The sequence below is a fragment of the Pseudomonas sp. 14A genome (assembly GCF_018132745.1).
GTDB lineage: Bacteria > Pseudomonadota > Gammaproteobacteria > Pseudomonadales > Pseudomonadaceae > Aquipseudomonas > Aquipseudomonas mercuritolerans.
Genome location: NZ_JAGRQJ010000002.1, coordinates 53,569 through 71,324 on the forward strand (window position 1 = coordinate 53,569; position 17,756 = coordinate 71,324).

Here is a 17,756-nt window from a genome sequence, read left to right on the forward strand (position 1 = left end):
GCATGCTGAGATCGACTGGTGGCTCTATGCTAGCACCTCTTTTCCCTTAGACGAGTGTCGTACGTCAATAATCTGCTGGACGACACGATTCAGTTTCTGACCGGGTGGTTTTGTTTTTGTATCCGATTTTGGCCAAGTGCCCGCATGCTGGGGTTTTGCGAGCAATCCTGCCAGCGCTGTCGACATTTCACCGGCCTTGATGGGCGGCGTCTGACAGCGCTTTCTGATTTTTCTTCTGCGCGCTTTCACCGGCCCGGTTGGCTGGTACGGTTCAGGGATTCCCCTAGTTGCCGTCCATCCGCCATGAGCCAATGTTTCACCGAACTCGGCAGTGATGCCCAGCGCCTCAATCACAACATCACGCCCATCGACGACTGCGCCTGCGGCGAAGAGTTGTTGTATGGCGAGCGGGTGCAAGTGACAGAGGTGCCAGTGCTGACCTGCACTGGTCTATGGCGTATCTATCAGCGCGAAGCCGAAAATATCGTTGCGCCAGACGGCGTTCTGATTGCCGATCCTGTGGAGCGTAATCAGGTAATTAATGCGGCCTATGCCCGATTGTGGTTGCAGGATTCTCGTTTTCAATGGGCAGGTTTAGCGGCGTTTGCCTCAAAACAGGTCGGTTGTGGATTGCTGCATGCTTCAAACACTGTCGATCTCATAGGGCAGCAGCGGGACCGCTCGAAGGGCTGGACCAGCTGCGCGCAGGCTTGATGATCAATCTGGACAGCGAAGTCCTGGCGCAGATCAAACAGGGTGAATGGTGCCTGATCAAAGCCGAAGCCGACTACGGCTACTGGCAGGGCGCCGAAGCGGTGTTCCAACAGGCCGTGCTCGAGCTGATGAACAACCCTCCCGAGCAGCCAACCCGCACCGCGCGAATCTTTCGTCTGGTCGACAGCGTGACCGGCGAGCCTTTGCCTGCGCAGGCCTACATCGCCACGATCGATGGCATACCCAGTCAGCGCCGAACTGACGCCCAAGGCATTGCACATCTGTTTACCGACGACCAAGTGCGGCAGCTTTCGCTGCGCATCTTCAACGTCTGAAATCTGCGTCTATCCTTTCGTTCGCGACGTCCTTCGCTTGTTTTGCGCCAGTGCCGCGATAGCGGGTGCTAGGCCTTGGCACGTTGTTGTATGGTTGTGGTCGAACCGTTGAACCCAAGTGATTGAAAGGATATCGCCATGCTGGACTGGAAAAACCGCGCGGGCAGCGCGCCTGAACGTGCCGCCGAGCCCAAGTCGGCCACTCGCAGCTATGTCGGCGGGCTGCTGTTCAGCCGGGCGCTGGCCACAGTGGTCGGTCTGTATTTGCTGGTCACCATCGCGCTGGGCTGGTACTGGAGCCAGGAACCGGAGCTGTTTCCGGTGGCGCAGAACGCCCAGGTCGCTGCCGAGAAAGAAGGCAAGCAAATGGTGGTCGGCTACACCACGGTCGAAACCCTGAAGACCGTTGCCGGCACCTTGCTCAACAAGCCGGGCGGTTACATTTCCAACGATCGTTTCCCGCCGGGCCTGTGGATGGACAACACGCCGAGCTGGGAATACGGCGTGCTGGTGCAGGTGCGTGACCTGACCCGCGCCCTGCGCAAAGACTTCGCTCGTTCGCAATCGCAGTCCGCCGAAGACGCCGATCTGGCCAAGGCCGAACCGCGCTTCAACTTCGACAACAAGAGCTGGGTGCTGCCATCCAGCGAGTCGGAATACCAGGAAGGCATCAACTCCCTGAGCCGCTATCAGTCGCGCTTGTCGGATCCGAACCAGAAAAACGCGCTGTTCTACGCGCGCGCCGACAACCTCAACAACTGGCTGGGCGATGTTGGCACCCGTCTTGGTTCGCTGTCGCAACGCCTGTCGGCCAGTGTCGGTCGGGTCAAGCTCAATACTGCGCTGAAGACCGAAGTTCCGGCGGTCGGCGAAGTGCCGCAGGTTGACGAAGAAGTCGTGGAAACCCCGTGGATGCAGATCGACAACGTGTTCTACGAAGCGCGCGGTCAGGCCTGGGCGCTGTCGCATCTGCTGCGCGCCATCGAAGTCGACTTCGCCGATGTGCTGGCGAAGAAGAACGCCACCGTCAGCGTGCGCCAGATCATCCGTGAACTGGAGGCTTCGCAAGAGCCGGTGTGGAGCCCGATGATCCTCAACGGCAGCGGTTTCGGCGTGTTGGCCAACCACTCGCTGGTCATGGCCAACTACATTTCCCGGGCCAACGCTGCGGTGATCGACTTGCGTCAACTGCTCAATCAGGGCTGATACGTGAGCCAGAGCACAAGAGAGGCGGCCCATCGCGCCGCCTCGGACGCCGAACAGATCGCCTGGGTCGACGAGCAGGACAACCTGCTCGGCGCGCTGGTGCGCTCCGATTTGCGCGAGCGCGGGCTGATTGGCCGTGGCACCTACATCATGCTGTTCAATTCCGCCGGTGAGCTGTGCGTGCACCGGCGCACGTTGAGCAAGGCGATTTATCCCGGTTACTGGGATGTTGCCGCAGGCGGCATGGTCCAGGCTGACGAAAGCTACGCCGAGTCGGCGGCGCGCGAGCTTGCGGAAGAGTTGGGCGTCAGCGGCGTCGAACTCACCGCTCACGATCACTTCTACTTCGAAGACACCGGCAACCGCCTGTGGTGTTCGGCGTTTTCCGCCGTGTGGGACGGGCCGCTGAAACTGCAGCCGGAAGAGGTCCTCGAAGCGCGATTCATCCCCGTCGAACAGGTCATGCGCGAAATCAGCGAAAAGCCTTATTGCCCGGACTCTCTGGCCGCGCTGAAGCGCTATCTCAAGGCGCAGCAAAGCGACGTCGCAAAGAACACATGAATTGGCGCCGATTGGCACTTAGCAATCGCGATTTTTGCCGTTACACTGCGCGACCTTTTCAAACTGCACCGGATAGCTTGAGGTTGGCCTGCAGATTTTGTAGGAGCTGACGAATGCAACGAGGCTGCGATCTCTTGATCCTGATCTTTTAAAAAACAAGATCAAAAGATCGCAGCCTTGTTGCACTCGTCAGCTCCTACAGATTCAGTCCAGCGTTCAAAGTTTTCCGATGCAGTAGCGCTGCCCCTGCCTGAGTGGGGCTTCGCGGTCGCTGACCTTGCCCAAGGTTGCGATCAGTCTTTGTCCTCCCGAGAGGATTGCCGGTGGCCAAGAAAGCCGCATCCTTCGCCGCCCTGGGCGGCCTGGTATTTTCCACCGACGCAGGTCGTCATTGCCCGGAATGCAGCAAACCGGTAGACGCCTGTATCTGCAAACAAACCGTGATCCCGGCCGGTGACGGCATTGCCCGCGTGCGTCGCGAAAGCAAAGGGCGTGGCGGCAAGACGGTGACCACCATCACCGGCGTGCCGCTGGCCGAAGACGCGCTCAAGGAGCTGGCGACGACGTTGAAGAAACGTTGTGGCACCGGCGGGGCGTTGAAGGACGGCATCATCGAAATCCAGGGCGATCACGTCGAGCTACTCTTGGCAGAGCTGATCAAGCACGGTTTCAAAGCGAAGAAGTCCGGCGGCTAGCAGCCTCTGTGAAACCCTCCGGCGGCTTGATCCAGCTTCGAGTGTTCTCGGATCCGGCGTCGTCGCCATGGTTTTCACAGAGCCTGTTCATGACCGGTTTCTAAACTCCACGCAGTCAGCGCGGTCTACCGCCGCACTGACGAACCGTCATTTTCATTCTTTAGACTGCGCCGGCCTGCACTTCAGGCGACGCACTCTGACTTCTTTATAGGGGACTTCGATGTCCGTACGACGCACACGTAAAGACGATGGCAGCCAATGGACAGTTGCGGACAGCCGCAGCGTTTACGGGATTCGCCATTGGGGGGCCGGGTATTTCGCGATCAATGAAGCCGGTCGCGTCGAAGTACGTCCGAACGGCCCGAGCAGCTCGCCCATCGACCTGTTCGAACAAGTCGACCAACTGCGCAAGAGCGGTTTGTCCTTGCCGCTGCTGGTGCGGTTCCCTGACATCCTGCAAGACCGTGTCCGTCAGTTGACCGGCGCTTTCGATTCGAACATCGAGCGCCTGGAATACCAGAGCAAGTACACCGCGCTGTACCCGATCAAGGTCAACCAGCAGGAAGCGGTGATCGAGAACATCATCGCCACCCAGAACGTCTCCATCGGTCTGGAAGCCGGCTCCAAGCCTGAGCTGCTGGCGGTGCTGGCGCTGGCGCCGAAGGGCGGCACCATCGTCTGCAACGGTTACAAGGACCGCGAGTTCATCCGCCTGGCGCTGATGGGGCAGAAGCTCGGCCACAACGTGTTCATCGTCATCGAGAAAGAATCCGAAGTCGGCCTGGTGATCGAAGAAGCCGCCTCGCTGAAGGTCAAGCCGCAGGTGGGTCTGCGCGTGCGCCTGTCGTCGCTGGCCTCGTCGAAATGGGCGGACACCGGTGGCGAGAAATCCAAATTCGGTCTGTCGGCGGCGCAACTGCTGTCGGTGGTCGAGCGCTTCCGTGGCGCCGGTCTGGATCAGGGTATCCGCCTGCTGCACTTCCACATGGGTTCGCAGATCGCCAACCTGGCTGACTACCAGCACGGCTTCAAGGAAGCGATCCGTTACTACGGCGAATTGCGCAACCTCGGTCTGCCGGTCGATCACATCGACGTCGGCGGCGGCCTCGGTGTCGACTACGACGGCACCCACTCGCGCAACGCCAGTTCGATCAACTACGACATGGACGATTACGCCGGTGTCGTGGTCGGCATGCTCAAGGAATTCTGCGACGCGCAGAGCCTGCCGCATCCGCACATCTTCTCCGAAAGCGGCCGTTCGCTGACCGCGCACCACGCAATGCTGGTGGTGCAGGTCACCGACGTCGAGAAACACAACGACGAAATTCCGCTGATCGAGAACAAGGAAAGCCTGCCGGAAACCGTGCAGTGGCTGGTCGATCTGCTCGGCCCGACCGACATCGAAATGGTCACCGAAACCTACTGGCGCGCCACCCACTACATGAGCGACGTCGCCGCGCAGTACGCCGACGGCAAGCTGACCCTGGCGGAAAAAGCCCTCGCCGAGCAGTGCTACTTCGCCGTGTGCCGGCGCCTGCACAACTCGCTGAAAGCGCGTCAGCGTTCGCACCGCCAGGTGCTCGACGAACTCAACGACAAGCTGGCCGACAAGTACATCTGCAACTTCTCGGTATTCCAGAGCCTGCCGGACACCTGGGCGATCGATCAGGTGTTGCCGATCATCCCGCTGCATCGCCTCGACGAAGAGCCGCTGCGCCGCGCGGTGCTGCAGGATCTGACCTGCGACTCCGACGGCAAGATCAACCAGTACGTCGACGAGCAGAGCATCGAAACCAGCCTGCCGGTGCACGCGTTGAATGAAGGCGAAGATTACCTGCTGGGCGTGTTCCTGGTCGGCGCCTACCAGGAAATCCTCGGCGACATGCACAACCTGTTCGGTGACACCGACTCGGTGAACATCTACCAGAACGCCGATGGCAGCGTGTACCACGCCGGTATCGAGACCCACGACACCATCGAAGACATGCTGCGTTACGTGCATTTGTCGCCGGAAGAACTGATGACCCACTACCGCGACAAGTGCGCCAGTGCGCGCATCAGCGCCAGCGAGCGCACGCAGTTCCTCGATGCCTTGCGTCTGGGCCTGACCCGCTCTTCCTATCTGTCTTCCTGAGACTCGATAGCGCTCCGGCCGGGTTGTCTGATTTTTCTCCGCAAGCTGTGGAAAAATCGGACAACCCGGTGGGACATCTCCGGAATTTTTCACGAAAACCTGTGCTGTCACGGTCAGCAAACTCCTCTGGTCTGCTTTTCGCGTAGGTCATTTCCTAAGTTGTACTTCGCCTCTCTACTCGGCCATGCCTCTCGGCGAGAATCCCCGGCCGCCCCTCCTGTAGAGATCCGCCCATGTTCGATCCAGTCAACGAGCCGTCGTTTCGTCTCGATGTAGCGGGCCTGTCCGACCCCTTCGAAGTTCTCGCCTTTACCGGAAGGGAAGCGCTCAGCGAACCCTTCGCCTTCGAGATCGATGTGGTGATCGACGATCCGCATCTGGATCTCGCCGGCCTGCTGCATCGTTCCGCGTTCCTGTGTTTCGGCCCGCCCGGCCAGGGTGTGCACGGGCAATTGCACAGTCTCGTCCAGCATGAGCACGGTCATTGCCTGCGTTTGTGCCGAGTCCGTCTCGGGCCCAGGCTCGACTGCCTCGACCTGCGTTTGAGCCAGCGCATCTTCAGCGGCCGCTCCGTGCCGCAGATCATCGAACAGGTGCTGCGCGAACATGGCATCGTCGGCCCGCAACGACGTTTCGACCTGCACAGCGACTACCCGGCCCGTACCTTCTGCACGCAGTACCGCGAATCCGATCTGCAATTGCTCCAGCGCCTCTGCGCACAGGCGCGCATTCACTATTACTTCGAGCATCACCGTGACCGGCATTGCCTGGTATTCGGCGACGATCCGACGCGCTTACCGCAGGCAGACGTCGCGCAATATCAGGGCGAGCATGAGCATCGTTGCGTCGCCCCAGCCATACGCCAATGGCAACTGCACGAGGATTCACAGGCCAGCCAGCACCGACCGGATGCCGAAGGTCACAGTGATCTGCCCGCTCTGCGCAGTGGCCAGTGGTTGCCGCTGGACGACCATCCCTTCATCGAATGCAACCGCCCCTGGTTACTGACCCGCATCGAACACCGTGGCGATCAATCTCTCGAACCGCCCTATGGCAATCGCCTGTTCGCGGTCGCACGGTTGCCAATCTGTGCGCCTGCCGCAACGCAACCCAAGCAACGCATGCACAGCCTGCAGCGTGCCTGGGTGGTTTCGGTCGACGAAGCGCAACCTGATCGCTCACGCCCGGTGGCGGTGCAATTCGACTGGCTCTATCAGGGCGAGGGCGCAGCGCCGAGTCATTGCTGGCTGCCGCTCGCGCCGACCTTGAGCGATTTGCCTTCGGCGGCGCTGGCCGATGGCGTGGAGGTGGTGGTGAGTTTTCTTGAAGGCGATCCCGATCAGCCGATGGTCAGTGGCGTTCTCCAGCCCTCGTTGGCGCCAGAGGATGCGGTCGAGGACGTTGCGCCGTCAGCGTTGCCGGAGCGGCTGGTGAGTGACGGGTTAAAGCAACTGTTGCAATCTGGCGAGCCGTTGCTGTTGCTGTGCATGATGCCGGGAGGTGGCAGCTTCAACCACTGCGCCGAGTCCGTATGCAGTTGCCGGCTGTTGACCGCGCTCGATCAGAGCAGCGCAAGATGAGCTGCGCGGCGCTTGAGCCTATGGCGCAATGGTTGTTGCTCGACACCCCGGACGCGTCACGTGCCTTGCTGACCTTGCGTCAGGGGTTTGCCGATGTGCAACGTCACCAGTTGTTCGACGGCACCGAATTTCAACCGGTCAGTGAGCACGGACCGGTCCTCGTTGATTTGCGTGAAAGTCCGGCATTGACCGCCTTGTGCCTGCGCGACCCGGACACCTGGCGCGGACTGTTGCTGAACTGCGAAATACCGGCGCAGCAGCTGATCAGCCACTTGCAGCGCATGCTCACCGTCTCGTTCGGATTGAATCATCGAGCCTTGCTCAGCTATTACAACCGTCAGACCGCCAGCTACTTCTTCGATGCCTGTGACGCCGCGCAACTGAGCCGCTGGCTCGGGCCGATCCGCCAATTGCGTTGGTTTGGTGGTACCTGGGCCGACCGCGCCATCGGCAGTCAGGGCTGGCAACAATTGCGCAATCCCGGCTTGCTCGTCGAACCGCTGGGCATCGAAGAAAGCCTGACCCGGCGCCAGCGCGAACGCCTGCAAACCTGCCTGCTGGAGCAACACATCTGGCGCTGGTGCCAGTCCCTGAGCGCCGATTACCAGACTATCTCTGTGCATGTGCAACAAGGCCTGGCGCTGGGTTTCAGCGATCGCGCAGTGCTCGATGGCTGGCTCTGGTTGCGGCTGCTGCATCCACGCGCCGTGCTGGTTGCGCCGCCGGCCGGTCTGACCCAGCAGGAACGGCTCGATCATCTGCGTCGGCAGTGGGGCGCGGCGGACTGACTTTTCTGATCAATGAGCCTTGCCGCTGAACCAGCCATCGCTGCGTTTCAGCCACAGGGCTTGCGCGCCAAGGGTGACGCTGCGCAAGACCATAAACAGCAGAAAAGATATCCACAGGCCGTGATTACCCAAGGCCTGCAAGAACCAGGCGAATGGCAGCAACAGCAGCACCGTCAGCAGCATGCCGTTGCGCATTTCCCGCGCGCGGGTGGCGCCGATGAACAAACCGTCGAGCAGGTAGCTCCAGACCGCAATCAACGGCAGCACGGCTAGGTAGGGCAGATAGACGAACGCCGTGTCGCGCACGCTCTGGATATCGGTCTGCATCTCGATGAACAGGTGCCCCGCGAGCAGAAACAGCACGGCGAACCCGAGGCTGGCGATCAGCGACCAGCCGCCCGCCACCACCAGCGATCGACGCAAGGCCAGGCGATCCCGCGCGCCGATGGCATGCCCGCACAACGCTTCAACGGCGTGTGCCAGGCCATCGAGGGCATGGGCCGTCAGCAGCAGGCCGTTGAGCAGCAGCGCATTCGCTGCAACGGTCGCATCGCCGAGCCGCGCGCCTTGCACGGTGATCAGGAAAAACACCGATTGCAGGGCGAGGCTGCGGATGAAGATGTCACGGTTGACCGCCAGCAGCGGGCGCCAGCTCTGCCAGATTTTCAGCGCCGACCAGATGATCTGCCCCGGATAGGCGCGTAACGCCGTGCGCGTCAGCCACAGGCCGAGCAGGGCGCCGCTCCATTCGGCGATTACCGAAGCGCGTGCCGAGCCGACCACGCCCCAGTCCAGGCCGATGACAAACCACAGATTGAGCACAATGTTGATCAGGTTGGTGCTCAGCAGAATCGCCAGCGGCGCTCGGGCGTTCTGCGTGCCGAGGAACCAGCCGACCAGCGCATACGTCGCCAGCGCTGCGGGTAGCCCGAACAGGCGCGTGTGGAAAAACTCCCGGGTCAGTTGTTCCAGTTCCGCCGACGGCTGCATGAAGTGCAGCGCAACGCCGCTGAGCGGCACACCGAGACAGCCGAGCACGACGGCCAGCCCCATCGCCAGCAGCAGGCCCTGCAAGAGAATCTGCCGCAACGCCGCGCCATCGCTGCGCCCGGCAGCCTGGGCGGCAAAACCGGTGGTGCCCATGCGCAGAAAACCCATCGCCCAGGCGAGAAAGGTGTACAGACTGGCGCCGACCGCCACCGCGCCGAGTTGATGGGCATGCGGCAGGTGACCGATGACAGTGCTGTCGACCAGCGCCACCAGCGGCAGGGAAATATTGGAAAGAATCATCGGCGCGGCGAGCGCCCAGACCTTGCGGTGAGTCGGGCGGTCGCGCCAGTCGGTAATCAGAGAGGACATGCAGGCTCCTTGGGGGAGCGGGGATTGTAGCGAGTCATGCCGTTCAATGTGGGAGCGAGCCTGCTCGCGAAGACTGACCGACTTCGGCTGTGCCGGCCATTCGCGAGCAGGCTCGCTCCCACAGGGTGGCGGTGGTGTTAATGGATGATCCAGCTCAACAACCACAACCCCAGCAGCAACCAGATGATCCCGGCAATGATCGACGCGTTCATGAACGCCCGGATCGCCGACCACAGCAGCATCAGGCCAACAATCAGGGCGATGATGCTGATGATCGAAGTGTCCATCCCCAGCGTCTGCGCCAGGCCGTCGACAAAGTTGCTGCCGGCATTGCTGAGCATGTTGAACAGGCCGCTGAGGCCATCGACGATAAAGCGGATGACCGAACCGAGTGCCTGGCCGAGCCATTCGAAAAAGCTTTCTACACGCATGTGTGCATCCCTGATGAAAGAGCTGAGCCTTGGGCCACACCGAGGGCGGCCGAGTTCCCTGCATGATAGAAGGTTTGCCCGGATCCTGTGTGGGAGCGAGCCTGCTCGCGAAGGGGGCGTGTCAGGCAAATCCGGTCTGGATGATCCACCGCCTTCGCGAGCAGGCTCGCTCCCACAATAGATCATCTGCGCTGCTTGCCTTCAGCCCGCATCCCCCCGAAGCTATGCGTCTTCAGGAGAGCCCGATGAACCTTGTAGAACTGACCGAACGCCTGCACGCCATTCGTGACCGCAATGACTGGCGGCAATTTCACAGCCCGAAAAACCTCGCCATGGCCGCCAGCGTGGAAATGGCCGAGCTGGTGGAAATCTTCCAGTGGCTGACGGAAGACCAGTCGCGCCAGTTGCCGGCGGACAAACTCGCGCATGCCGGGCAGGAAGTCGGCGATATCGTCCTGTATCTGTTGCTGCTGTGCAGCGAGTTGGGTCTGGACATGAATGAAGTGGTGCGCGCCAAGCTCGCCGACAGCGAACGGCGGTTCAGCTGATGAGCGACCGTCATTTCGATCAGTTGGCCACGCGCTTCGCCGAAAAAATCTACGGCGGCGCCAAAGGCGCGATTCGCCTCGCGGTATTGCAGGCCGATCTGACCGAGGCCTTGCCAGATCGGCCGCTACGCGTGCTGGATATCGGCGGGGGCCTGGGGCATATGTCGCTGTGGCTGGCCGAGCGCGGCCATGACGTCACCTTTACCGAGCCGGCCGAACCGATGCTCGAGGGTGCGCGCCAGCGTTTTGCCGAGGCCGGACACACCGCGACATTCATACAGGCGCCGTGGCAGGAACTGCTCGGCCAGCTTACCGAGCCCTACGATCTGGTGATCTGCCACGCGGTGCTGGAATGGCTCGCCGAGCCCCACGCGATCCTGCCGGTGCTGCATCAACTGACCAAGCCCGGCGGCTGGCTGTCACTGGCGTTCTACAACCGTGATGCGCTGATTTATCGCAATCTGCTCAAGGGCCACTTCAAGAAAATGCGCAAGAACGTCATGGCCGGCGAGAAGCAGAGCCTGACCCCGCAACAACCCCTCGACCCACGGGAATTGGCAACGCAACTCGCCGGAATGTGGCAGGTCGAAAGTCAGAGCGGCGTACGGGTATTTCACGATTACATGCCGGTGGAATTCCAGGCCCGCGCCGAACTGGCGGACTTGCTGGAAATGGAACTCGCGCACCGTCGTCACCCAGGCTTCGCCGGGCTTGGGCGTTACTTGCACTGGATCTGCCGGCCGATCTGAGCGGAGCGCGACATGAAAGCTCGATGCGGGTTATTGCTGATAAGTCTGGGGTTGGCCGCTTGCCAGGGCAGCAACCCCTACGTGGCCCAGTCACGGCCCTTGCCGCCGGCACCGCCGCAAGCAGCCACTACCTTCGACCGTAGCGCCTACCCGGCGCCGCCGCGTGATTACGGGCGCTACCGCAATTGGGCCTGGCGCGACGGCCAATTACCACCGGGGACGGCGTGGGCCGATTCGGCGCAAGTGGCCGAGGCGGTCAGCAACGCCCTCGACCAACGCGGCTTGCGGCCGATGCGCGACAACCGCCCGGCTGACCTGCTGGTCAGCGCCGACCTGCGTCTGGAAACCCGTCTGCGCCAGGTCCGCGACGACTACGGCTACTACGGCGGATACGGCGGCTATGATCGTTATGGTCGCGGTTACGGCATGTACAACAGCGTGCCGGTCATGCGCACTTATCAGGAGCAGGTCGTGGTGGTGCGGGTCGATCTGTTCGATGCCGGCAACGGCCAGCCGGTGTGGAGCGCCAGCGCCGAAACCGGCACCCAGGGCAATCAGATCGAACGCGCCGATGCGATCCGCGAGGCTGTGGAAAAAGCCATGGCGGCGTATCCTCCCAGCTGACGACGTGTCAGCAGGTTCATGTCTTCACCCGGAGAAAAATCATGTTCCGCCGTCTCGCTCTACTCGCTGTTGCCGCGCTGCTCAGTGCCTGCGCCGCCAATCAGGTCAATCACGATTTCGACGCCAGCCGCGACTTTGCCGCTTATCGCAGCTGGAGCTGGAAAGACCCGGCCCTGCAATATCGCCCCGATGATCCGCGCATCAAAAGCGACCTGACCGAACAGCGCATCCGCCAGGCGGTGGCCGATCAACTCGATCAGCGCGGTTTGCGCCCGGCTGCCGGCGGCGGCAAGGGCGATCTGAGCGTGCAGACCTACCTGATCGTCGAGGACCGGCAGCAGCAGGTGACGACCAATTACGGCGGCGGTTGGGGCGGCCCGTGGAACGGCTACTGGGGCGCACCGATGTACAACGAAACGCGCAACATCACCTACAAGGTCGCGACCATTCAGATCGACCTGCTCGACGGCAAGGACGGCAAACTGGTCTGGCGTGGCAGCGATGAGCAAATGCTCAGCAACCGACCCAATCCGGCCGATCGCAGCAATGCCATTCGCGAAACCGTCGCACGGATTCTGGCGAACTATCCACCGCGTTGAACCGCTCTGAACCGTCCCTGTGGGAGCGAGCCTGCTCGCGAAGGCGGTGTGTCATAGAGCATTGAATCCTCTGGCACGACGCTTTCGCGAGCAGGCTCGCTCCCACAGTGGCGGTGGTGACAGGAATGGCGCGACGCCAGCACTCTCGACCGACCGCGTCTACACTCTTTTTCATTAACGGAGGTAGCGCTCGGCACTGCGCCGGCAAAGGAGTGCGCCATGTCGCCAGGATCGCAAGGCAACGGCCCGGCCCGGCAACGCGGGGCGATCGGCTTGATGGCGGCTGCCACCCTGAGTCTGGCGCTGGTGATGATGTTGCTGGTGGTCGACAGCGGTCGCCTGTACATGGAACAGCGCAAATTGCAGCGGGTCGTCGATACCGCCGCCCTCGAAGCGGTCAGTCGCGGCGGTAATTGCCTGCCCGGGCTGAGCGCCGCCAGTTATGCCGGGCAAAGTGCGCTGCGCAATGGCTACGTGGTGGATGCCGCCAATACGCTCGCGACCACCTGCGGCACACTGGCCACCGCTGCCAGCGGTATGCGCAGTTTCACTGTCGATGCCACGCAATCAAGCGCAGTCAAAGTCGCTGCCAGTCGTACGGTCACCAGCAGTTTTGCTGGCGGTGTGCAGGCGCTGTTCAGCGCCACGCCGGTCAGCCTCAACACCACACTCAATGCTTCGGCAGTTGCCGCGAAACCGCAGCCGACCGTCGCCCAACTGAATATTCGCAGTACCCTCGCCAGCATCGACACGGCACAGTCGAACATCCTCAATCCGCTGTTTTCCGGGTTGCTCGGCGGCAACGTCAACCTCACGGCGGTGGGCTGGGACGGCTTGCTGCACACCGATATCAACCTGCTCAAATACCTCGATCAACTGGCGATCGACCTCAACGTCGGCGCCGGCAATTACACGCAGTTGCTCAATACCCAAGCGACGGTGACGCAGTTGATCCAGGCCGCCGCGACAGTGGTGCAACTCAACGGTGCGACCGCGCAAGTGGTCACCGCGCTGGGCCAGTTGCAGGCCGCCGCCATCAATGCGGCGCCGGTCAGACTCGGCGAGATCCTGCAGCTGCAAACCGGCACCACGGCGGCGGGGCTGGATGCCAATCTGCAATTGCTGCAACTGGTGCAAGGCGTGGTGCAACTGGCCAACAGCAAAAGCGCGGTGGCGGCGACCTTGCCGGTCAACGTGCTGGGGCTGGCCGGTGTCACGGTGCGGGTCAAGGTGATCGAGCCGCCACAGTTCTCGGCGATCGGCGACCCGGCGCGGGCCAAGGCCGATCCTTTGGGACCGGACCGGATATATGTGCGCACTGCGCAGATTCGCACGATGTTATCCGTCAACCTGCCAGTGTTGTCGGGAGTGACAGGGCTAACGAACGCGGTGCTGGGATTGGTCGGTACGCTGACGCCGACGCTCAATGCGCTGTTGAGCCTGAATCTGGTGGACACGCTCAATTCAGTGTTCTGCCTGCTGGGTGCCGGCTGCCAACAGCTCGATCCGAAGCTGCTGCCCTCACCGCAGATCGACATCGCGCTGGATGCCGGCGGGGCGAAAAGCTATGTCACCGATTACCGCTGCCCGACCGGCGACAGCGGCAGCAAAAGCCTGACCGCTACCACCACAACCTCGCTGGCTGATCTCAAGCTCGGCAAGATCGATCCTGTCGCAGCGTTCTCTTCAGTCGCCGAACCAACGGTGGCGCCGCTGCCGCTGGTCGATCTCGGCATCATCACTTGCCACAGGATTCTCGGCATCGGCAGTTGCGATGCCGCCTCCCACGTGCAATACGGCGCGGGCGGCATCGCCATCAAACTCGACACCAGCGTCGCGCAGACCACGCAGAACCTGCTGTTCTCCAGCACCACACCCTTCGCCACCCCGGCCAATCTGAAACTGCCGCCGAGCCTGCTGCCTGCCGCGCCGACCAGCAACATCGTCGGCAGCCTGGCGAACACCCTGTCGGGCATCAACCTGATCGTCTACAAACCCGTGGGCAGCAATCCGCTGGGCGCCATCGTCACCGGTGTGGCTTCGTTGATCAGCGACGTCAGCAACCGCTTGTTGCCGGTGGTCACCGGGTTGATCAGCCCATTGCTCGATCCGCTGTTGAACAATCTGCTCAAAGGCTTGGGCATCAATCTGATGAACACCGAGGTGGGCGCCAATATGACCTGCGGGCAGACCGGCAAGGCCTATCTGGTCATCTGATCGTCGCTGGCGATCGGCAATTCGATGCAGAACCGCGCGCCCTCCGTGGAGTTGCGCACGCTCAACTGGCCGCCCATGTTGGCGATGATGCCGTAGCTCACTGACAAGCCCAGACCGGTGCCGACGCCAATCGGTTTGGTGGTGAAGAACGGCTCGAAGATCCGCTCGAGCAAACGCGGATCGATACCGCCGCCATTGTCTTCGACCCACAGCCGCACGCTTTCCTCGTCGCGCTCGGCGTAGATCGAAATCCACGGCTTGAACGTTGAGTCGCCCTCGCGTTTGCCGAGCAGGGCGTCGCGGGCGTTGACCATCAGATTGATCAGCACCTGCTCCAACTGATCGACGTAGCCGCGCACCTGCGCCTCGAAACCGGTCTCACTGATGCGCAGATCGACACCTTTGCCGCGCATGCCTTCGGCCAGTAGCGACAGGGTGCCTTCGATGGCCTGGGCCGGGTTGAACAACTGTTGTTCGATTTCCGAGCGCCGGCCGAATACACGCATGTGGTCGACCACCTTCGCTGCGCGTTGAACCTGAGCGTCGATGCGGTTGAGTTTGTCGGTCAGATAATCGACCTGCACATCACCGTTGCCGAGGCGCTTGAGCACGTTGACGATGGCCATGCGCATGACGTTCAGCGGTTGATTGATCTCGTGGGCAAGGCCGGTAGCCATTTCGCCGAGGGTGGCCATTTTCGCGCTTTGGGTGAGTTGCTGTTGCGAGCGGCGCACCTCGGTGTTGTCGCGGCCCACCGCTTGCACTTCGATCAACTGTCCCTGCTCATCGAACACGCCGCGATCCGACCAGACCCACCAGGCGTGTTCGCGTCCGGGCAATTGCAGGCTGATTTCCGCTGTACTCACTGGCTGTTCCGGGGTCAGTTGGCTCAGGCGCTGCACAAAAGCGCCGCGCTGTTCTTCGGACATCCAGCCACCCAGATCAACCCCGGGCAGTTGTTCCGGGGTGCATTCCAGATAAGTCGCCAACGGTCGGTTGCCAAAGATTAGCGTCAGGTCCGGGCGATAACGGCAGATCATCGCCGGCGAGTCCTCGACCAGAATCCGATAGCGCTCTTCGCTTTGCCGCACCTGCTCGGCGGCAAGCGTCGCGTCGGTGACGTCCAGCCACAGGCCCACCGCCTCGACCGGCAACCCGAGATCATTGCGCAGCAGTTTTGCCTCATCGAGCAGCCAGTGATAGTCGCCACGGCTGTCGCGCAGGCGATAACGCGCACGCACCGAGCCTTCGCGCAGCAGCTGGCGGTTGCGCTGGAAATACAGTTCACGGTCGTCGGGATGCACGCGCTCGACCAGTGTTGCTGCATCGCAATCTTCCAGCGTCCAGCCCAGCAAGGGTTGCAGGCTGGCGCTGAAAAACGCCGGGATCAGCGCGCCTTCTGCATAGCGCTGCACGTAGATCACCGCCGGTGAACTGGCAATCAGATTATCCAGCCGCGCATGGGCGGCGGCGGCACGCTGTTGTTGATTCTGGATGTCGCTGATGTCGAGCATGAACCCGACCAGACGCCGATGCTCACCGGTGCCGCTGACCTGGCCCTGAATCCGATACCACGTCGCCGCTGCGCCGACCTCCGCGCGGTGCAGACGCACGCTCAGGGTCAGCGCTTCTCCTTGAAGTTGCAGGGCGCGCAGGCGGCTGCGCAACTCGTCGCGGTCGGCGGGATGAAACAGCGACAGCCAGTCTTCTACCGGCAGCAGGCGATCGCTGAGATTCAGTGCCGAGGCCAGCGTCGGCGCCAGTGCAATCTGCTCTTCGGCAGTGATTTCCCACCAGCCGGTGCCGAGCAGGTTTTGCAGCGAGTCCAGGCGCTCCATCGATTGCACATGACGCTGCTCGCGCAAGCGGCTGAGCAGCGGCCCGGCCAGCGCGCCGGCCAGGGTCAGCCAGTCACGATCGGTCAGCCATGGCGCCACGTTGTCGACCGTATAAAACCCACAGAGCAGCCACGCGACCACGCCTTGATCATTGCTGTAGGGCACAGCGAACCCGTTGGCGTTGCCGAAGGTGGCCTGCAATCGCGAGTGTTCATAGCGGCCCTGCGGGCCGGCGAGGCGTTGCGGCGCGCTGCCGTTGAGGCTGTCCAGCGGCGTGCCCAGCGGCTGGCCGTCCTCCCACAATTGTGGAGCGTCATGGCCACGAAACTGTTGATGAATCTGCCAGCCCTGGGCCTGTTCATCCAGCAACGCCACGGCGAGGCAGGGGATATGCCAGCGCTGGGCGATGGCCTGCAATTGTTCGCCAAGCACCGTCGGCAGACGCGTCAGGCTGCACGTGCGCAGACGATCGCTGACCTGCGCGGCGAGGGTCTGGCAGGCGTCGCGATCGCGCGCTTGCTGACGTTCGAGCAACAGGTCGGCGATGTCGAGCATCTGCAATCGCCAGCCATCCTCCAGCGGCTGCACCCAGCCGCGCAGGTGCAGCGGCTGACCATTGAGTCCAGAAAAGTCGAGATCAAGGAGTTGCCCCTGCCAGTCCCTCGGCTGACCTTCGATGATCAGCAGACTGTGCGACAGCAGATAGGCGCGGAGCGGCAGCGGCTGACCCTGGGGTTTGTGCTGGGCAAGCAAATGCCGCAGCGGGCCGGCGATCTGCAACACATCGCCGTTGCCATCCAGATAAAAATGCAGGCCGATCGGCGGCGCGCCGAGGTGGTCCGGCAAGTCGTGGGCTGCGACGGGGGCGCGCTTGAGCAAGCGCCCTAAAAGCTTATCGCCGGCGGTCAAAATTGCAGGCTCGAGCGCGCGGTCAGGTGCGTGGGCAGATTGGGCACCGTGCCAATGCCCGGGAGCACCAGAAACGGCATGATCTGATTGAGCTTGCTTACCGGGTAATTGACGCTGACGGTGAGGGTTCCGGTACCCGCGTCGTACGCTGAGCTGGTGTCCGTTCCGACGACCAGATTGAGTGCCGAGGGCAGCCATTGCAGTTGCTGGGTCAGCGCGGCATTGGCGGTGTTGACCACCACCGTCGAATAGTTCGGCGTGGTCGGGTCGACCGCAACGCTGCGGCGCACCGCTTCGGCAGTGGCCTGGTTGAACGATTGCATCATCACGAAGGGCAGACCGTAGCTGACCAGTGCGTAGAACACCGCGAAAAAGATGATGAACACCAAGGCGAACTCGATCGCCACCGCACCTTTTTGCGACCTGCGAAAGCCGTTTTTCATGCGTGCGTCTACCCTGACAGTCACTG

General features: G+C 62.1%; 16 protein-coding genes and 1 pseudogene. 13 read left to right on the forward strand and 4 right to left on the reverse strand.

Annotated features, from left to right (window positions below; all coding sequences use genetic code 11):
• Positions 1-303: 303 nt before the first annotated feature.
• The 8 genes and pseudogenes from PS14A_RS02425 to PS14A_RS02460 all read left to right on the forward strand — a co-directional run.
• Positions 304-654, forward strand: a pseudogene (locus PS14A_RS02425) (hypothetical protein); the annotation flags it as partial.
• 59 nt (positions 655-713) lie between these two features.
• Positions 714-1,049, forward strand: coding sequence for a hypothetical protein (locus PS14A_RS02430; protein ID WP_212615213.1), 336 nt, complete (start codon positions 714-716; stop codon positions 1,047-1,049).
• Between the two features lie 138 nt (positions 1,050-1,187).
• Positions 1,188-2,255 carry a DUF2333 family protein gene (locus PS14A_RS02435; RefSeq protein WP_016771859.1) on the forward strand — a complete coding sequence of 356 codons (1,068 nt, stop codon included), beginning with the start codon at positions 1,188-1,190 and terminating at the stop codon, positions 2,253-2,255.
• Between the two features lie 3 nt (positions 2,256-2,258).
• Positions 2,259-2,816 (forward strand): NUDIX hydrolase, encoded by a 558-nt coding sequence (locus PS14A_RS02440; protein ID WP_130910584.1) that lies wholly within the window; start codon positions 2,259-2,261, stop codon positions 2,814-2,816.
• A 323-nt stretch (positions 2,817-3,139) separates the two neighbouring features.
• Positions 3,140-3,511 carry a translation initiation factor Sui1 gene (locus PS14A_RS02445; RefSeq protein ID WP_007914613.1) on the forward strand — a complete coding sequence of 124 codons (372 nt, stop codon included), beginning with the start codon at positions 3,140-3,142 and terminating at the stop codon, positions 3,509-3,511.
• A 220-nt stretch (positions 3,512-3,731) separates the two neighbouring features.
• Positions 3,732-5,645 carry an arginine decarboxylase gene (gene speA, locus PS14A_RS02450; RefSeq protein WP_016771856.1) on the forward strand — a complete coding sequence of 638 codons (1,914 nt, stop codon included), beginning with the start codon at positions 3,732-3,734 and terminating at the stop codon, positions 5,643-5,645.
• Positions 5,646-5,878: 233 nt separating this feature from the next.
• Complete coding sequence (locus PS14A_RS02455) at positions 5,879-7,225, forward strand: contractile injection system protein, VgrG/Pvc8 family (RefSeq protein ID WP_212615214.1); 1,347 nt, start codon at positions 5,879-5,881, stop codon at positions 7,223-7,225.
• Positions 7,222-8,013 carry a DUF4123 domain-containing protein gene (locus tag PS14A_RS02460; RefSeq protein WP_212615215.1) on the forward strand — a complete coding sequence of 264 codons (792 nt, stop codon included), beginning with the start codon at positions 7,222-7,224 and terminating at the stop codon, positions 8,011-8,013. The genes PS14A_RS02455 and PS14A_RS02460 overlap by 4 nt, the downstream gene beginning before the upstream one ends.
• A 9-nt stretch (positions 8,014-8,022) precedes the next feature.
• Here PS14A_RS02460 and PS14A_RS02465 read toward each other — a convergent pair whose 3' ends face one another.
• Together PS14A_RS02465 and PS14A_RS02470 are read right to left on the reverse strand one after the other, a co-directional pair.
• Complete coding sequence (locus PS14A_RS02465; RefSeq protein WP_212615216.1) at positions 8,023-9,372, reverse strand: MATE family efflux transporter; 1,350 nt, start codon at positions 9,370-9,372, stop codon at positions 8,023-8,025.
• 137 nt (positions 9,373-9,509) lie between these two features.
• Positions 9,510-9,803: a hypothetical protein gene (locus PS14A_RS02470; protein ID WP_016771853.1), complete on the reverse strand. Its 294-nt coding sequence runs from the start codon at positions 9,801-9,803 to the stop codon at positions 9,510-9,512.
• A 245-nt stretch (positions 9,804-10,048) separates the two neighbouring features.
• Between PS14A_RS02470 and PS14A_RS02475 the strand changes: the two genes are divergently transcribed.
• The 5 genes from PS14A_RS02475 (at position 10,049) to PS14A_RS02495 (ending at position 14,540) form a co-directional block, all read left to right on the forward strand.
• Positions 10,049-10,351 (forward strand): MazG-like family protein, encoded by a 303-nt coding sequence (locus tag PS14A_RS02475; RefSeq protein WP_016771852.1) that lies wholly within the window; start codon positions 10,049-10,051, stop codon positions 10,349-10,351.
• Positions 10,351-11,100: a methyltransferase gene (locus PS14A_RS02480; RefSeq protein ID WP_212615217.1), complete on the forward strand. Its 750-nt coding sequence runs from the start codon at positions 10,351-10,353 to the stop codon at positions 11,098-11,100. Before PS14A_RS02475 ends, PS14A_RS02480 begins: the two co-directional genes overlap by 1 nt.
• Positions 11,101-11,112: 12 nt before the next feature.
• Positions 11,113-11,724 carry a DUF4136 domain-containing protein gene (locus PS14A_RS02485; protein WP_073471800.1) on the forward strand — a complete coding sequence of 204 codons (612 nt, stop codon included), beginning with the start codon at positions 11,113-11,115 and terminating at the stop codon, positions 11,722-11,724.
• 41 nt (positions 11,725-11,765) lie between these two features.
• On the forward strand, positions 11,766-12,323 hold the full coding sequence (locus PS14A_RS02490; RefSeq protein WP_016771849.1) for a DUF4136 domain-containing protein: 558 nt from the start codon (positions 11,766-11,768) through the stop codon (positions 12,321-12,323).
• Positions 12,324-12,542: 219 nt separating this feature from the next.
• Positions 12,543-14,540: a pilus assembly protein TadG-related protein gene (locus PS14A_RS02495; RefSeq protein ID WP_212615218.1), complete on the forward strand. Its 1,998-nt coding sequence runs from the start codon at positions 12,543-12,545 to the stop codon at positions 14,538-14,540.
• Here the strand turns inward: PS14A_RS02495 and PS14A_RS02500 are convergent.
• The gene (locus PS14A_RS02500; protein ID WP_212615219.1) at positions 14,525-17,287 is read right to left on the reverse strand and encodes an ATP-binding protein; all 2,763 of its coding nucleotides are present in this window, start codon (positions 17,285-17,287) and stop codon (positions 14,525-14,527) included. The genes PS14A_RS02495 and PS14A_RS02500 overlap by 16 nt on opposite strands.
• Positions 17,284-17,730, reverse strand: a complete 447-nt coding sequence (locus tag PS14A_RS02505; protein WP_137215897.1) for a TadE/TadG family type IV pilus assembly protein — start codon at positions 17,728-17,730, stop codon at positions 17,284-17,286. Before PS14A_RS02505 ends, PS14A_RS02500 begins: the two co-directional genes overlap by 4 nt.
• Positions 17,731-17,756: the final 26 nt, after the last annotated feature.

Excerpts from the sequence above, each read along its gene's own strand:
- PS14A_RS02460 (WP_212615215.1), top strand. The coding sequence starts at position 7,222 with ATGAGCTGCGCGGCGCTTGAGCCTATGGCGCAATGGTTGTTGCTCGAC.
- speA (WP_016771856.1), top strand. The coding sequence starts at position 3,732 with ATGTCCGTACGACGCACACGTAAAGACGATGGCAGCCAATGGACAGTT.
- PS14A_RS02455 (WP_212615214.1), top strand. The coding sequence starts at position 5,879 with ATGTTCGATCCAGTCAACGAGCCGTCGTTTCGTCTCGATGTAGCGGGC.
- PS14A_RS02475 (WP_016771852.1), top strand. The coding sequence starts at position 10,049 with ATGAACCTTGTAGAACTGACCGAACGCCTGCACGCCATTCGTGACCGC.
- PS14A_RS02435 (WP_016771859.1), top strand. The coding sequence starts at position 1,188 with ATGCTGGACTGGAAAAACCGCGCGGGCAGCGCGCCTGAACGTGCCGCC.
- PS14A_RS02430 (WP_212615213.1), top strand. The coding sequence starts at position 714 with ATGATCAATCTGGACAGCGAAGTCCTGGCGCAGATCAAACAGGGTGAA.
- PS14A_RS02485 (WP_073471800.1), top strand. The coding sequence starts at position 11,113 with ATGAAAGCTCGATGCGGGTTATTGCTGATAAGTCTGGGGTTGGCCGCT.
- PS14A_RS02495 (WP_212615218.1), top strand. The coding sequence starts at position 12,543 with ATGTCGCCAGGATCGCAAGGCAACGGCCCGGCCCGGCAACGCGGGGCG.
- PS14A_RS02490 (WP_016771849.1), top strand. The coding sequence starts at position 11,766 with ATGTTCCGCCGTCTCGCTCTACTCGCTGTTGCCGCGCTGCTCAGTGCC.
- PS14A_RS02465 (WP_212615216.1), bottom strand. The coding sequence starts at position 9,372 with ATGTCCTCTCTGATTACCGACTGGCGCGACCGCCCGACTCACCGCAAG.
- PS14A_RS02470 (WP_016771853.1), bottom strand. The coding sequence starts at position 9,803 with ATGCGTGTAGAAAGCTTTTTCGAATGGCTCGGCCAGGCACTCGGTTCG.
- PS14A_RS02480 (WP_212615217.1), top strand. The coding sequence starts at position 10,351 with ATGAGCGACCGTCATTTCGATCAGTTGGCCACGCGCTTCGCCGAAAAA.
- PS14A_RS02505 (WP_137215897.1), bottom strand. The coding sequence starts at position 17,730 with ATGAAAAACGGCTTTCGCAGGTCGCAAAAAGGTGCGGTGGCGATCGAG.